The sequence below is a fragment of the Enterococcus sp. AZ120 genome, assembly GCF_050546165.1.
Lineage (GTDB): Bacteria > Bacillota > Bacilli > Lactobacillales > Enterococcaceae > Enterococcus > Enterococcus faecalis.
In genome coordinates, this window is the sequence record NZ_CP172950.1 from 421,727 (window position 1) to 437,925 (window position 16,199).

The following is a 16,199-nucleotide window of genomic DNA, read 5'->3' on the forward strand; positions in this document are numbered from 1 at the left end:
ATTAAAGGTGTTCTTATGGAAAATGTCTTAAAAGGAAAACACGTTGGCTTTTCTCATTTTAGAGAAGAATATATCGAACATATTGCAAAGCAGCAATGGGATAATGAATTGCTTCGGCATTTGAGCTGGGATGCTTTACATCCGTGGGGGCTTGAAGAATGGAAAGATTTCACAATTAATAAAGGAGAAGATGATCGATTTTTATTTGCTATTTTAGAAAATACGACAGAGGAATTTATTGGTTGGGTTTCGTTGTCTGATGTACAGTTGAAAAATAGAGGGGCCAATTTAGGGATTGCTATTTTACAAAAAGAGCAACGTGGTCAAGGATATGGCTTTGAGGCGGTGTCTTTAATTTGTAAATTTGCTTTTTATGAATTGGGTTTGCACAAAATCAGATTAGCTGTCAATAGTAACAATCAAAAAGCGATTCATGTTTATGAAAAAGTAGGCTTCAAAAAAGAAGGAATTGATAGAGAAGCGTTATTTCAAGATGGCCAATGGCTGGATATCTACAATTACGGAATTTTACAAAAAGAGTGGCTACAAATGATTAAGGCTGAGAGTTAGCTCAGGAACTGTTTAACACCAAGACACTGAGCAAACGCAGATATGCCGTTCTCAGCAGTGAATGTGCGGTAAAATAAAAAAACAGAAGAAATCGGCGGTTACCGTCCGATTTCTTCTGTTTTTTTACCATAGGCCAGGCGCTGCAGTCACAACGATTTGTTTTTTTGTAAACGGATGGAGTAAATGAAGTTGTGAAGCATGGAGCATTAAACGAGCTGCCTGCGATTTTGGGTTGTATAACGGATCACCAATAATTGGATGCCCTTCGCTAGCTAAATGGACCCGAATTTGGTGCGTCCGACCTGTTTCTAAAACACAGGTAACTGTGGTTTGATTATTAGAAAGAGCTTTGACCACTTGGACATGCGTAATCGCTGAATCCCCTTTTTGAGGATCAATCCGTCGTTTCCGGCGATCATGCCGATCACGACCAATCGGCTGATTGATTGTCTGTTCTTTTTGGTTAAAGTGACCAGCTACAATCGCTTGATATTGACGGTAAATTTGTTTTGTTTCTAATAAACGCCCTAAAATAGGTAAGACAAAAGGATTTTTAGCAAAGACAATCGCACCACTGGTTTCTTTATCTAATCGATGAACGACATAAGGGACCTGATTTTTCTCAGCTAAATAGGCAGCAACATGATTTAACAAGGTGTCCGTTTCCTGTGGCTGATTTGGATGGGTTTTAATGCCATAAGGTTTATTTACAATCATTAAATGTTCGTCTTCATATAAAACCTTCACACGCGTTGCTTCCCCCAAATGAACAGTGGGACGCACATAATCGGTTTCTTCAAACGTTAAGGTGACACAATCGCCAGCTTGGACTGGAAAATGAAAAGCAGCTGTTTCTCCGTTGATTTTGACATTTTTTCGCGTGCGTAAAAAATGGCGCACTTTTCGAGGGACTAGCCACTCATTTTCTAATAGTTCTTTTACAGTCATTGTTGAAAAATTTTCAGGTAATCGCATTGAATATTCCACCAAATCCCACCTTTCACTGATTCGCTATTTAGTGTAACAAAGCTGCTCAAAAGGTCAAGTCAGAACGGAAAAAAAGCTGAAATTTGTTAGAAAGGCAGTTCCTTGAGAGATTCTTAAACAAATTTACATAAAAAACGAAGAAAAGCATGATAGAATAGAGGCTAAATAAAGACTCGTTTCTAAGCGTAAGCAATTATTTACCTCTAGTGAAGGCCATATTTCCTTTGCTACAGCGAAAAGATCATTGAAATTGTTTTTCAAGAATTTTTCATGCTTTAGACCTAGGTCGTACCCACAAGAATATGGTAGACTTAGCCAAGAAACGTAAACAGAGGGAGTACTATGGACAATCTTAAACAATTTTTTAGTAAAGTCGGTGTCGGATTACGTCATTTTTGGACGTGGATAAAGCCTTATTTAATACAATTCCATCAAGCCAGAAAGCGGATTTGGAAAAAGTATCAAATCAATAAAATTTTCTTGTTAATTGGTTTGGTAGTCGCTTTAGGTGCCAGTATTTATTTATTTTACTTAGCCAAGTCCGCAAACGTTGAGACCCTAAAATCGGGGCTAAGTGAATCAACACGTGTTTATGATGAATCAGGAGAGGAAGTCGGAAAGTTATTCGGGCAAAAAGGGACTTTTGTGGAACTGGATAATATTTCTCCTTATATTCAAGATGCGGTTATTTCAACTGAAGATCGCGGGTTTTATCAACATAAAGGGTATTCCATCAAAGGGATTGCCCGTGCGGTTGTTGGAAAATTGACCTTTGGGAAAATCGGTGGCGGTGGTGGCGGAAGTACAATTACGCAGCAATTAGCCAAAAATGCTTACTTAACGCAAGAGCAAACGTTAGATAGGAAAGCCAGAGAATTATTCTTAGCGATTGAAATCGAAAAGAAATATTCGAAAAAAGATATCTTGGCAATGTATTTAAATAATTCTTATTTTGGTAATGGTGTCTGGGGCGTGCAAGATGCAGCTCGTAAATATTTTGGCGTGGATGCGTCTCAAGTTACAGTGGGGGAAGCCGCAACGCTAGCGGGCATGTTAAAAGGGCCAGGAATTTATAACCCAATTGATTACATTGACAATGCCACAGCGCGACGGAATACCGTTTTACAACTAATGGTCGACAATAAAAAACTGTCTCAAGAAGAAGCCAATCAAGAAGCGAGTGTTAATTTAGCGAGTCTATTAAATGACACCTATGTTGGCGACGAAAATAGTTACAAATATCCATATTATTTTGATGCGGTAATTGATGAAGCAGTCAATCGTTATAAATTTAAAGAAGAAGATATTTTAAATAAAGGCTACAAGATTTACACTTCTTTAAATCAGGAGTATCAAGATGCGATGGATGCAACTTATAAAAATGATGCACTATTTCCACCCAATGCAGAAGATGGTGCCATGGTTCAGAGTGGTTCTGTAGCCATTGATCCGAAAACCGGCGGCGTGCAAGCACTGGTGGGCGGTCGAGGAGAACACGTTTATCGAGGCTTTAACTTTGCAACGCAAACAAAACGTTCACCAGGCTCGTCCTTAAAACCAATTTCTGTCTATACACCAGCTTTAGAGGCTGGCTATAAACCAGACTCTGTTTTAGAAGATAAACCACAAGATTATTATCCAGCGCAAAACTATAGCCGCACGTACAGTGGAGAAGTTCCTATGTACCAAGCCTTAGGAGAAAGCTTAAATTTACCAGCGGTGTGGTTATTACATCAAATTGGTTTAGATAAAGGCTATGAAAAAACAGAGAAATTTGGCATTCCGTTATCAGAAAAAGATCGGTACTATGGTTTAGCCCTTGGAGGATTACAAACGGGTGTTTCGCCACTAACTATGGCGGGAGCTTATAGTGCCTTTGCCAATGAAGGCTATAAAACTGAAACGCATTTAATTACAAAAATCGTCGACTCAACTGGCGCAATTGTAGTTGATAATACTAAAGTCAAGAAAGAACAAGTCATTACCAAAGATGTTGCAGACGGGATTACAAGTATGTTACTAGGGGTCTTTAGTTCTGGGAGCGGGGTCAACGCACAACCAGCAGGCTACGTAATGGCTGGTAAAACAGGTACGACAGAAACCAACTTCGATAGTAGTAAAACGAACGATCAGTGGGTGATTGGTTATACACCAGAAGTTGTCATTGCTACTTGGTTAGGCTTCCAAGAAACCAGTAAAACCCATTATCTGGAAGGTAGTAGCGCCACATATGCCTCTCAGGTGTTCAACAGTCAAGCCAGTGGCATCTTGCCACAAGTCAAACAAGCACAATTTCCTGTCGCGGATGCTTATGCAACAGGTGGGAAAGTTGTTGATAGCAACGATAGTTTAACCGGTGGTGCCAATTCTAATTGGCGGGATAACTTAAAAGACTTTGGAAACTCTGTTCAAGATGGCGCTAGCAATTTCGGAGATACATTGAATGAAGTTGGGGGACAAATTAAAGACGGCGCGAAAAAAGTCAAAGACAAGATTGAAGGAATTTTCGGAGGCTTATTAGGAAATTAGTTGGGAAAACCTAAGAGAAATGGTACAATAAAGATGAAACTATTGAGAAAAGAGGGATTCCATTGAGTAACATTTATGATACAGCCAATCAGATTGAACGTGAACTACGTGAGTTAGACGAATTTAAAGCATTACAAGCAGCGTATGAAGAAGTAAAAGCAGACGAAGCAGCTTACACATTGTTTAAAGAATTCCAAGGATTCCAACAAGGACTTCAAGAAAAACAAATGCGCGGCGAAGAATTCACGGATGAAGATGCTGAAAAAGCACAAAGCATTGCAACGAAAGTGCAAGAAACAGCAGTTATCAACGAATTAATGCAAAAAGAACAAGCGTTTAGCTTAGTTGTCAATGATTTAAACCGAATTATCATGACTCCTGTGCGTGATATGTATAACGATTAATTTACGTAATTGAACTCTGACAAGTTGTCTATAAGACAATTTGTCAGAGTTTTTCTTTTACTGAAAATAAAAAAACGAACAAATTTTCGTATGTTTTTACTGACCAAGCTGGCAGAAAATGATATGATAAAGGGAGGAGAAAAGGAGGGGAAACGATGAAACTATTGCATACAGCTGATTTACACATGGATCGGTCTTTTGAAGGGTTAACTGGGATCCCGACAGCCTTAGCGAAGCGCTTAAGAGAAGCTAATCAACAATTGTTAATGAATATCGTAACAGTTGCCATTCGAGAAGCGGTGGACTTGGTTATTTTTGCAGGAGATACGTTTCATCAAAGTCAGACCTCTATTTCAATGCAAGCCCAATTGATGGCTGCATTAGAACAGTTGAAACAAGCAGAAATCCCTGTGATTCTAACATTTGGGAATCATGATTACTATAAAAAAGACCGCTATTGGTTTTCTTTTCCAGACAATGTTTTTTTATTTGAAAAAGAAATGGTTGAGACACTGTATTTTGAAACGAAAGCGGGCGAACAAGTGGCTGTTTCAGGGTTTAGTTATGAGCATCCCTGGATTGATGAAAATAAAGCACTAGAATTTCCTATCAAACAAGCAGAATCTGACATTCATATTGGGATTTATCATGGAGACACCAGTCGGAAAGCGCAACAAAATTATGCTCCGTTTACATGGAAGGATTTAAAAGCCACTGGTTATAATTATTGGGCATTGGGCCATATTCATCAGCCGCAAATTGTTAGTGAACAACCGCTAATTGTTTATCCTGGAACACCTCAAGGGCACACGAAAAAAGAACAGTCTTTACAAGGGGTTGCAGTGGTCACACTTTCCCAAAATCAAGCGACTGTTCAATTTGAAAAAGTCGCAGAAATAGATTGGACGAATGAAGAAGTATCTCTGGCGCAATGCCGTGACACCCAAAGCGTTTTGTCTTATCTTGAAACCAGTTTGCTGACGAAGTGGCAGGCGCATCAGCAACAGCAATTGATGGCGTTGACACTGAAAGAAACGCAACATTTGGATGTGACCGTGGTGCAAGCCATTGTCAATGGTGAACTATTAAGCTACTTACAGCAGCAGCTTTTACAAAAAACGCAAGGTGATTTTTTTGTTTATCGCCTAATATTGCAAGCAGAGGAACCAACGAAAGAACCGATCTATTTAGCCGCTAGTCCCAATTTATTAACGGCATTAGAAAAAACATACTTAGATCCAGTTATTTTTGAAGATACCACCAAGGAATTGTTACGTTATCCAGAATTTGCTGGAATTTTTTCAATGGATGAGCAGTGGCGATTAGAGAGCTTGGGCCTAGCACATGAGCAAATTAATGAAGACTTTACTATTCAGGAGGACCCACTATGAAATTACTCGCAGTAGAGATTGTGGGCTTTGGAAAATGGCAACAACAGAAAATTACATTTGAATCTGGTAATCAATTGCTGTACGGCGCAAATGAAGTTGGCAAGTCCACATTGTATCAATTCATTCAAGCAATGCTGTTTGGGTTTCCCACAAAGGGCAAAAGAAAACGCGATTACGCACCTAAAAATGGCGGTTCATATGGTGGTCGTTTGTGGTTGGAACATCCTGTGTTTGGGGAAGTTCAAGTCGAGCGTTTTAAAGAAAAAAATAAAGGGCAAGCAATCATTTATTATCAACAACAAATGGGGGATGAAAAAACCTTACAGCAAATGTTACATCCGCTAACGAAAAAGTTATTTCAAGAGGTTTTTACTTTCCAACAAGAACAATTAATTACGAGTGACAAGTTGACAGAAGAGGAACTGCAAACATCCTTGTTAGCCATTGGTGTTTCTGGTAGTCAACAACTTTTGACTTACCGAAATGCGTACTTTAAAGAAGCACAAAAAATCTTTAAAGGCAAAGGGCAGCAGCCATTACTCAATCAGAAGTTGGCGGCTTATCAAGAACTAAAAGAGCAAATTCAAGAGAAAGAAGCGCAGCAACAAACTTTTCAACAATTAGAAGAAACGATTCGCGAAACAGAACAACAGCGAGTGACACTGCAACAGCAATTAAAAGAAACGCAACAGGACTTGTTACAGGTTGCGGAACAGCAACGTCACTTTCCCTTGTACGAAGAATGGCAGTCGCTACCTGAAGAAACAGAGAACGTTGTTTTAGTAAAAGAAGACCAAGTTCAATTAGAAGAAACCTTTCAAGAATATATGTACCTAGATAAAGAACGACAACGTTTGACCAAAGAGTTATCTCTTCAGTCAGAAGCGCTCGATGTTCCAGAAGGCTATGCTTTTTACCTAGAACAAGAAGCATTGATTCAACAATTATTGAATCAACGCTATGATATGCAACAATTGATGACGGAATCGGAATGGATGACCCAAACCTTTGAGCAAAATCGTCAAGAAATGGTCCTTTTAGAGAACGAATGGTCATGGTCGCCTGAACGGCCACCACAGCTTTTTTATGACAACGAAACCGTTCAAAAGTGGCGCCAACAACAAGTTGCGTATACGCAAGCTCTTCAAAAAGGACAAGAACAGAAAGCATTCTTGACTTCTCAAATTGAAAATCTGGAAGACCAGTTAACGGATTTTGAAAAAGCGCATGCCGCATTTTTTGGTGAAGCGACGCGTGCCCAAAAAGCGCAGAAAACAAGTCAACCACTTTGGTTATTGCTAGGAAGTATCCTTGCATTACTCGGTTTCTTTTTGCCAAGCCCTTTAAAATGGGGCCTAGTTCTCGTGGGAGTTAGTTTTATCGCGAAAGAAGTGCTTAGCTACGCCACTAGAAAAGAAGCTTCCTCTGATGAAGTGAAAGAAGAATGGCAGACGAAACTTTCGCAACTAGATTATTTAAATGAACAGTTCCAACAAGCGCTGAATCAAGAACGTGAGGCACAACTGCAAGTGGAACAACTTGAACAAGCAGTAGCGGAGCAAGCCCAAGTCCATCAATTAGGAAAAATGAATCAAATTGATACTTTAATGAATCAGCGGGAATTGATTACGCGCTATTTATTGCTTGTTCAAACAAATGAAGAACTCATGAGTCAATTGAAGGAAAATCAACAAAAACGCCAAGTATTTGAAGAACAAGTCGTCCCATTGATGACGCATTTACCCTTGCAAGGAAAGAGCCTTTCCGAAAAGTTACACTTTTTAGAAGGATTTGCTGAAGAAATGGAGAAGGTTCGCTTTGCTCAAGAGTATCAAGCAGATGGCTATCTCAAACAGCAGTTACGAGAGTTGAAAACTAAACAGCAAGAAGCATTAACACGAATTCAGCCTTTACTAATTCGTTATCGGATTCTATCAATCGCTGATGTTCCAAGTAGGATTCAACAGCTGACCACTCAGCAAGCTCAAGTTGGTCGTGGGCAAGAATTAGCGACACAATTAGGCAATCTGTTTCCAGAAGCGGTAACAGAAGCAACGTTAAAAGACCGTTCTTTACAACTGGCGCAGCAACAAGCATTGGAAGAAAGCCAGTTAGATAAAATACAAGAACAGTATCAAGCGCTGATTTATGAAAAACAACAATTAATGACGGATGGTACCTTAGATGAGTTGTATCAACGACAAGCAATTTTAAAAGCGGAAATCAAAGAACTAGCTCAACGTTGGTCTGGGTATCAACTAGCGGGACAACTGCTAATGGACCTATTAACAGAGCTTTCGGAACAACAATTGCCCAGCTTATTACAGTATGCATCAAGCTACTTTGCACTTTTAACAAATCAGCGTTATCAATCAATCCAAGTAGCCGAAGGTCAACTAGTTGCGGTGACGAAAGAACAAGAAATGTTTTATTTACATGAATTATCAACTGGCACTAAAGATCAATTGATGATGGCTGTTCGTTTTGCCTTTTTAGCAGTCCAAGGCGAGCAACTGATTTGTCCAATTATCATTGATGATGGCTGGTTACACTATGATCATCAAAGAAAAGCCCAATTAGCTGAATTATTTACTAAATTTGGTCAAAAACAGCAAGTCATTTGTTTTTCTTCTGACCAAGAAATGGTAAGCTATTATCAGGACTTACAACAAAGAGTAATTGCGTTAGAAGGAGGAAGCGTCAAGTGAAAAAATTACGTGAATTAACAGTAGAAGAACTTTTTGAATCATTTGTTCTAATTAAAAATGCCGATGTACGTGTAGCTAAAAATGGGAAAAAGTTTATTGCCTTTACCTTTCAAGACACATCTGGCACGATTGACGGAAAATATTGGGACGCCTCTGAGGATGAAATTACACGATTTACTGCGGGAAACGTTGTTTTACTGAATGGGAAACGAGAAGTTTATCAAAATAAACCCCAAGTAAAAATTTTACACATGCGTTTAGCGACAGCAGAGGAACCAAGCCAGCCAAGTTTATATATGGAACGAGCGCCTTTGAAAAAAGAAGAGATGGTCGAGGAAATCAATCAAGTGATTTTTGAGATTACCAATGCTCATTGGAATCGTATTGTGCGCTATCTCATGACAAAATACCAACAAGAATTTTATGAATTTCCTGCAGCCAAACGGAACCATCATGCTTTTGCGAATGGCTTAGCTTACCACACTGTCTCAATGTTGCGCCTAGGCAAAGCAATTGCTAAGGAATATACTGAAATTAACACGTCACTATTATACGCGGGGATTATTTTACATGACTTAGGAAAAGTTTTAGAATTATCTGGTGCTATTACGACAGAATATACGGTGGCAGGGAACTTAATTGGTCATTTAGTTTTGGTGGATGAGGAAATTACCAAGGCGTGTTTGGCTTTGAAAATTGATGATCGAGAAGAAGACGTTGTCGTTCTTCGGCACATGGTTTTAGCCCACCATGGATTGTTGGAATATGGCTCACCTGTGCGACCAAGAATTATGGAAGCGGAAATCTTACATCAAATTGATACCATGGATGCGTCCATTCAAATGATGCTAGGGGCAATTCGTCAAACACAGCCTGGGGAGTATACGGAACGAATCTTTGGTTTAGATAACCGCAGTTTCTATGTTCCAAAAGATAAATAAAAAAAGGGAGTGGTCAATCGACCACTCTCTTTTTTATGCTTATTTAGAAGAAGATTCTGTTGTTTTGCTTGAAGAATCTGTTGCTTTTTCAGAGTCGCTTGTTTTGGTATCGCTTGTTTTAGAATCACTTGATTTTGATTCTTTTTTCTCTGAAGAAGCGCTTGAAGATTCAGTTTGCATGTAGCCTGCTAAAGCGTTCTTGAAGGCATCATCTTTAATTTTCACATTGGCCGCTTTTAATTCGTCACTAATGACTTTCGAAACAAATGTTTGATCGGCTAATTTTGTTTCTTCAGCAATTTTCTTGATCTCTTTTTCATAAGGTTTCATGTCATTGCCTTTTGCTTTGTTTTTCGTCATTTTCACTACATAGTAGGTTGTTTGGTAGGTTTGCATATTTGTTGCAGCAATTGGTTCTGACACTTCGCCATCTTTTAATTTGAAGGCAGCTTCTTTAACTTCGGCAGGAACAGTTGTTGCTTGTGAATCAAATTTAATTTTACCGCCATCTTTTTTCGTAGCAGCATCTGTTGATTTTTCTTTAGCAATTTTTGTGAAATCGCCGCCGTCAGTGATTTCTTTCTTGACAGCTTTGGCATCATCTTCTGAAGCAACTTGGATAATTTGTGCTTCTACTTCTGGATGGAAACTTGCCCAAGCTGTTTTTAAGTCTTCATCTGTAATTTTTAAGTGGGCTTTTAGACCTGCATCATAGGCTGCTCTTTGTTTTAACTGTTTCTTGAATGTTTTTTCAGTTAAACCAGCTTGTTTTAATGCATCAGAGAACTTTCCACCTTGTGCTTCTACTTGTTCTTTGGCTTCGTCAAAGTTTTTTTGAATATCTTTGTCAGTTACTTTGTCGCCATATTTTTCTTCAAAGACTTTATAAATAACCATTTGGCTAAACGCTTGTTGGCTAGTGCTTTGTTCTTTAATTTGGTTATAAAAATCATCAACAGTAATTGTTGAACCTTTCATTGTTGCGATATCTTTTGAACCGCTTGAACACGCTGCTAAACTAAAAACGGCCATTGCGCCCGCTGCAGCTAAGATTAGTTTTTTCTTCATTCTCTTATGCACTCCTGTTTTTTTTAGTTTTATTTCTGTTATAACTATACCATACCTTATTTTGAAAAAGAAAGAGTCTCAGGCATAGTTTCAAACAAAATTCGTATTTACGTCACACTTTTTATTTTTTTAATAACAAAAGAAATAATTAACATAAAAGACTTTACTTTTGCTTGTTGGTTTGTGTGTCAGGTAATTCAGCCGTGATTTTGGCAATTTGTTCTTTAATTTGAGCAATCCGAGGTTCCGCTTGGAATTTGAAATCAGTGATTTCTTGTTGCAGGTCTTTTGAAAATTCAGTTGCCAGAGGAACGTTTTCTTCGACAACTGCCAAATTTCGTTGCACCTGATCCCAGTCATTCGTGACTTGATTTTTTAGTGAACGATAGTCCTCTAGCTCATTGATTAAATGTTGGCGTGTTTCTTTCCCGCTTCTTGGAGCAGCCAACAAGCCGCCAATGGTACCAGCAGCTGCACCAAAAAAGAGACCTTTAATAAATTTTTTCATTTAGTTCACCTGCTTTGCAATGGTCTCAGCAATTTCTTGCATCGCTTCGGCGGAATAGTCCTCTTGATGGTTGCCAAAATGAATAGAGAAATCATCTTTTTTTGAATAACGGGGAATCAAATGAACGTGGGAATGGAAAACGGATTGATAAGCCACTTCCTTATTGTTATTTAAAATGTTTAATCCTTCCATTTCTGGAAAAGCTTTTTCTAATGCTCGTGCTACTTTAGGAATACGAGCAAAGACGTCGCTTGCTAAAACGTCATTATATTCAAAAATATCAGCAACGTGTTGTTTTGGAATCATTAAGGTATGCCCTTTGGTCACTTGTGTAATGTCTAAAAACGCGTAGACTTTCTCGTCTTCATAGACTTTATAACTTGGGATTTCGCCGTTGATAATTTTACAAAAAATACAATCATTCATGAAAAATTCCTCTTTTCTCTAGATTCTTTCCTTTACTTTACCACAAGTTGATTTCTCTGTGGATGAAAAAGTACGTGAGTTCGCTAAAAAGTTCGTTTCATTTCGTGTATAATAAGAGAAAGAAAAAAATCCATTTAATTAAGGGAGTAATTTTTGAATTCTTGGTTCGCTTAGGGTTTAATAATGGTAGAGAGAAAAGGTTGGAGGCAAAAGAAATGAGCTTAACAATTGAACATTTAACAGGAGGTTACGGCCATATTCCTGTCTTAAAAGATATTAATTTTGACGTCAAGTCTGGTGAAATGGTTGGTTTAATCGGCTTGAATGGTGCGGGGAAAAGTACCACCATCAAAAATATTATTGGGTTACTTACGCCGCAAAAAGGCAAAATTATGATTGACGGGGAAACATTGCAACAAGCCCCTGAAGAATATCGTAAAAAAATCGGGTATATTCCGGAAACACCTTCTTTATATGAAGAATTAACATTGAAAGAGCATATCGAAGTAACGGCCTTGGCTTATGATATTCCATTAGAAGAAGCGTTCAAACGAGCAGAACCATTACTAAAAACGTTCCGTTTAGACAATAAATTGGAATGGTTTCCTGCTAATTTTTCAAAAGGCATGAAACAAAAAGTCATGGTACTTTGTGCATTCTTAATTGAACCGAGTTTATATATTATTGATGAACCTTTTCTAGGCTTAGATCCTTTAGCAATTCATGCTTTATTAGAATTAATGGATACGATGCGTAAGCAAGGGGCAGCGATTTTAATGTCCACGCATATTTTAGCAACAGCTGAAAAATATTGTGATCGCTTTGTGGTGCTACACGAAGGGAAATTACGGGCAAACGGTACAATGGCTGAATTACGTGCAGAATTTAATTTACCAGAGTCTTCTTTAGATGATATTTATCTTGCCTTGACGAAGGAAGAAAAGGTGGGGTAACATGGGCGAATTTTTTAGTCAACGTTTGTCACGGCATTTCAAAAAAATGTCCAAGTACTTGCGCTATATTTTAAATGATCATTTTGTTTTAGTCTGTATGTTTTTATTAGGCGGATTAGGTCTGTACTATTCCCAGTTGTTAAAAGAATTACCTCGTGATTTTGTTTGGGGCAGACCGTTAATTCTATTGGGCTGGCTGCTACTCATTCAAGTTGGTAAGTTGGCCACTTTGACAGAAGAGCCAGACAAGGTGTTTTTATTACCAAAAGAAAAACAATTCGCTGCTTATCTGAAACGAGCGCTGCGCTACTCTTTACTTTTACCGATTGTGGTCAGCTTTCTAGGAAGTGGCCTATTGATGCCGTTGATTGTAGTCACAACAGGTTGGTCGTTTCAAACCTTCTTTTTATTTTTGGTCATGCTAGTTTGTATGATTTATACACATCTTAGTTTACAAAGCTATGGGCTCTATCATCTTTCGTCAACCACTTACCGTAGTTGGTGGTTTGTTTGGTTGATCAGTAGTCTCTTGATTATGACGGGAGCTATTTACTGGACGCCTTGGGTTGGTGTGATTGGTGGCATCATTCTGGCCGTTTGTTTATCGAGTATTTGGCAAAATAAGATGAAACAGAGTTTCTTGGATTGGGAAAAAATGATCCAAAAAGAACAAAACAGAATGCATAGAATTTATAAATTCATTCAGCTGTTTACAGATATTCCTGAAGTGAGTAGTACAGTGAAACGCCGTAAATACTTAGATCCTCTCCTCGGAGTAGTCAAAAAAACATCTGAGAACACGTATGCTTACTTATTCATTCGAAGCTTTTTACGAGGTAGCGAATATAGCGGCTTATTGTTTCGTTTGATTTTGGTTGGTGGCGTGCTACTCTTCTTTTTACAAGAATTCTGGATTGCGTTGGTAGTTGCTTTATTGTTTGTCTATTTAATCGGGTTCCAGTTGATTCCCATGTACACGCAATTTGATTATATGGTGATGACACAGCTATATCCAATTTCAATGGAAAAAAAACAAGCAGCGATTCGCCGGTTAATTAGCGGCGCATTATCTGTTGCGGCCATTATTTTTGGTGGGATTGTCTGCCTTCGTTTAGGCAGTTTGCAAAATAGCTTGCTCATTCTGGGTGCCTTAATTGTAGAAGTTGTGATTTTCACTAAAATGTATGTTCCAATGCGCTTGAATAAGTTATAAAGATGAGAAAACCCAGCAAAATTTACAAAAGAACCACATAGAAGCTTGACGAAGCAAGGTTTGGCGACTAAAATGGTAATTGCTGTAAAAATTGCAATAAAATTGTGTTGAGATAGGAGATAATTTCCATGGAATTTCAGTTGGATAAAGACTGGCGTCTGCAGCCGATAAAGGGCGCAACTGGTCAAACATACATGGGAATAAAAGAAACCGAGAAAGTGTTCATTAAACGAAACACTTCTCCACTTCTTGCAGCATTGTCTAAAGAAGGGTTAGCCCCGAAGATGATTTGGACAAAGCGGACAGCGAATGGCGACGTACTAACAGCCCAAGAATGGCTGGAAGGACGTTTATTACATGCGGACGAAATTGGCAAACGCAATGACGTGATTGACGTGTTATACCAATTGCATCATTCCAATTTGCTGAAAGACATGTTGAAAAAAATTGGTGGCGAAGTTTGTACCCCGCTAACAATGTTGAAAGAGTATAAGCGTCAACTACCTAAAGAATTAAAACGAAACAGTTATTTAAAAGAAGTAATCACTTATTTATATAATCATTTACCAGAATATCCAGAGACTAGTTATGTAGCTGTCCACGGCGATGTGAATCATCGGAATTGGTTAGTCTCGAATAATTATCTCTATTTAGTAGATTGGGATTCTGTGATGGTCGCGGACCCAGCGGTAGATTTAGGAATGATTTTGAGTCATTATGTCCCTCGTTCCGGTTGGAATCAATGGTTACTATCTTATGGTTTAATCCCGAATGAAAGTACGGTTCAACGAATTTATTGGTATGGTTTATTTAGCTTTTTACAAGAGATTGTTCGTCATCACCAAGAGGGCGAAAGAAGAGCAATGACTGCAGAAATTTTACAATTAAAACGAATGTTTAGTAGTTAAACTAATTCATTTAACATCCACACAGGCTGGCGAATTTCACCAGTCTGTTTTTAAAAGAAAGGAATTTTAAATATGCGTGTAAGAAATAGACCCGGAGCAGCAGAATATATGGCAAAATATCCACAATATGTGGTAGAAGGTCCTGAAAAATGGCAAGGGAAATGGCAAGAACGTTTTGGCAATAATCATCCCATCCACATTGAAATTGGTTCAGGTAAAGGTCGTTTTATTTATGAAATGGCTAAAGCACATCCTGAAATTAATTATATTGGTATCGATATGCAATTAAGTATTTTATCGATTGCATTAGATAAGCTAGTGGCCGAGCCGTTACCTAATCTACAGTTATTGCGAGTAGACGGCGAAGCATTAACAGAATATTTTGCTGAAAATGAAGTAGATTTAATCTATTTAAATTTTTCAGATCCTTGGCCAAAGAAAAAACATGAAAAACGTCGTTTAACGTATAAAAACTTTTTAGCGACAGATGAAATTATCTTAAAACCAAATGGAGAAATTCATTTTAAAACGGATAATCAAGGGCTCTTCGAATACTCATTAAGTAGCTTTTCTAAATATGGCATGATTATTGAACGTGTATGGCTAGATTTGCATAATAGCGAGTTTGAAGGCAACATTATGACAGAATACGAAGAAAAATTTTCTAGTCGTGGTCAACGAATTTATCGAGTAGAAGCACGTTTTGTTGCAAAATAAAAACAAGCATTCCTTTATTTTAAGTGAAGGAATGCTTGTTTTTTATTATTTAAGAAAGCCTAAGTTGTCGTTCTTAAAGCATAAGCGTCCAATAAAATTCTTGCCAGAATGGATAGTGGTAACCGTGAACGCACTTCATAATCGGGGAAAAAGGAGCCTTCTGATTTGAAGCCTACGAACGGAATTTCAATATATTTCATTAAACTAGAGTGTTTGCTTGCAGTTAAAAGGATAGTCCCAATTTCTGAGTCGTAACAGTTTTTACCAGCGACAACTAATTCTTGGGTTTCTCCGTTTAAAGAAACAAAAAGAGCCACATCTTTTTTTGATAACTTTTTACTAATATTTTTAATAATTTCTGGGTCCGTATGCAGTTCACAGTATTTGCCAGCCAATTGAAACTTAACCATCATTTCCTGAGCAATTAATTCTGAAAAACCTCTAGCAAAGATAATAATCCGTCGAGAAGCCTTGATTTTTTGGATCGCATCTTCGATATTACCAATTTCAATCATGTTAATCGTGCGAGTTACTTCTTCTTCATTCTTTAAAATGGCTGTCCGAATTCCTCGGTCTACTTTTTCTAATGCTGAAAAATTTATATTTTGGTTTTCTTTATCTTTCAAGTGATGCTTGAAGGATGTGAAACCTTCATAGCCTTTCTTTTTCATGGTTCTTACAATCGTCGCAGTTGATACATTGGCTCGTTCGCTTAATTTTACAATGGAATAATCAGGGATTTCTAAAATATGTGTTTCGATAAAATGCCAGAGATATTGCTCCGACTCACTCAATTTTTGTTCCATAATGGCCAGCCCTTCTTTCTTTCACTAAAAAACATTTATAAGCCTATTTTTAATGAAAAAAAATAAAAAA

At 38.0% G+C, this 16,199-nt stretch carries 15 protein-coding genes; 10 read left to right on the forward strand and 5 right to left on the reverse strand.

Features of this window, described 5'->3' with window-relative positions:
* The first annotated feature begins 15 nt into the window (after positions 1–15).
* Positions 16–570: a GNAT family N-acetyltransferase gene (locus IGJ46_RS02125; RefSeq protein WP_002398141.1), complete on the forward strand. Its 555-nt coding sequence runs from the start codon at positions 16–18 to the stop codon at positions 568–570.
* A gap of 123 nt (positions 571–693) precedes the next feature.
* On the opposite strand, the gene IGJ46_RS02130 is transcribed toward IGJ46_RS02125, so the two are convergent.
* Positions 694–1,557, reverse strand: coding sequence for an RluA family pseudouridine synthase (locus tag IGJ46_RS02130; protein ID WP_305733586.1), 864 nt, complete (start codon positions 1,555–1,557; stop codon positions 694–696).
* A 342-nt stretch (positions 1,558–1,899) separates the two neighbouring features.
* Here IGJ46_RS02130 and IGJ46_RS02135 point away from each other — a divergent pair, with 342 nt between their 5' ends.
* From IGJ46_RS02135 to IGJ46_RS02155, 5 genes are all read left to right on the forward strand, one after another.
* On the forward strand, positions 1,900–4,086 hold the full coding sequence (locus tag IGJ46_RS02135) for a PBP1A family penicillin-binding protein (protein ID WP_104890736.1): 2,187 nt from the start codon (positions 1,900–1,902) through the stop codon (positions 4,084–4,086).
* A 62-nt stretch (positions 4,087–4,148) separates the two neighbouring features.
* The gene (locus IGJ46_RS02140) at positions 4,149–4,490 is read left to right on the forward strand and encodes a YlbF family regulator (RefSeq protein ID WP_002355518.1); all 342 of its coding nucleotides are present in this window, start codon (positions 4,149–4,151) and stop codon (positions 4,488–4,490) included.
* A 155-nt stretch (positions 4,491–4,645) separates the two neighbouring features.
* Entirely contained in the window at positions 4,646–5,881 is a 1,236-nt protein-coding gene (locus tag IGJ46_RS02145) for a metallophosphoesterase family protein (protein ID WP_033598653.1), read from the forward strand.
* Complete coding sequence (locus tag IGJ46_RS02150; RefSeq protein WP_218391419.1) at positions 5,878–8,589, forward strand: ATP-binding protein; 2,712 nt, start codon at positions 5,878–5,880, stop codon at positions 8,587–8,589. The genes IGJ46_RS02145 and IGJ46_RS02150 overlap by 4 nt, the downstream gene beginning before the upstream one ends.
* The gene (locus IGJ46_RS02155; protein ID WP_002373338.1) at positions 8,586–9,530 is read left to right on the forward strand and encodes a 3'-5' exoribonuclease YhaM family protein; all 945 of its coding nucleotides are present in this window, start codon (positions 8,586–8,588) and stop codon (positions 9,528–9,530) included. Before IGJ46_RS02150 ends, IGJ46_RS02155 begins: the two co-directional genes overlap by 4 nt.
* Before the next feature lie 39 nt (positions 9,531–9,569).
* On the opposite strand, the gene IGJ46_RS02160 is transcribed toward IGJ46_RS02155, so the two are convergent.
* From IGJ46_RS02160 to IGJ46_RS02170, 3 genes are all read right to left on the reverse strand, one after another.
* A complete protein-coding gene (locus tag IGJ46_RS02160; RefSeq protein WP_002355524.1) occupies positions 9,570–10,598 on the reverse strand; it encodes a peptidylprolyl isomerase in 1,029 nt (342 codons plus the stop codon).
* Positions 10,599–10,761: 163 nt separating this feature from the next.
* Positions 10,762–11,106, reverse strand: coding sequence for a YtxH domain-containing protein (locus IGJ46_RS02165; protein WP_002355526.1), 345 nt, complete (start codon positions 11,104–11,106; stop codon positions 10,762–10,764).
* Entirely contained in the window at positions 11,107–11,532 is a 426-nt protein-coding gene (locus tag IGJ46_RS02170; protein WP_002358677.1) for an HIT family protein, read from the reverse strand.
* Between the two features lie 215 nt (positions 11,533–11,747).
* On the opposite strand from IGJ46_RS02170, the gene IGJ46_RS02175 reads away from it, so the two are divergent.
* The 4 genes from IGJ46_RS02175 (at position 11,748) to trmB (ending at position 15,323) form a co-directional block, all read left to right on the forward strand.
* The gene (locus IGJ46_RS02175; protein WP_002363160.1) at positions 11,748–12,485 is read left to right on the forward strand and encodes an ABC transporter ATP-binding protein; all 738 of its coding nucleotides are present in this window, start codon (positions 11,748–11,750) and stop codon (positions 12,483–12,485) included.
* A gap of 1 nt (position 12,486) precedes the next feature.
* Positions 12,487–13,698, forward strand: coding sequence for an ABC transporter permease (locus IGJ46_RS02180; protein ID WP_010818274.1), 1,212 nt, complete (start codon positions 12,487–12,489; stop codon positions 13,696–13,698).
* A gap of 128 nt (positions 13,699–13,826) precedes the next feature.
* The gene (locus IGJ46_RS02185; protein WP_002355531.1) at positions 13,827–14,606 is read left to right on the forward strand and encodes a phosphotransferase family protein; all 780 of its coding nucleotides are present in this window, start codon (positions 13,827–13,829) and stop codon (positions 14,604–14,606) included.
* 72 nt (positions 14,607–14,678) lie between these two features.
* On the forward strand, positions 14,679–15,323 hold the full coding sequence (trmB, locus tag IGJ46_RS02190) for a tRNA (guanosine(46)-N7)-methyltransferase TrmB (RefSeq protein WP_002355532.1): 645 nt from the start codon (positions 14,679–14,681) through the stop codon (positions 15,321–15,323).
* Between the two features lie 59 nt (positions 15,324–15,382).
* Here the strand turns inward: trmB and IGJ46_RS02195 are convergent, their stop codons facing one another.
* Positions 15,383–16,129, reverse strand: coding sequence for a MurR/RpiR family transcriptional regulator (locus IGJ46_RS02195; protein WP_002363162.1), 747 nt, complete (start codon positions 16,127–16,129; stop codon positions 15,383–15,385).
* Positions 16,130–16,199 lie beyond the last annotated feature (70 nt).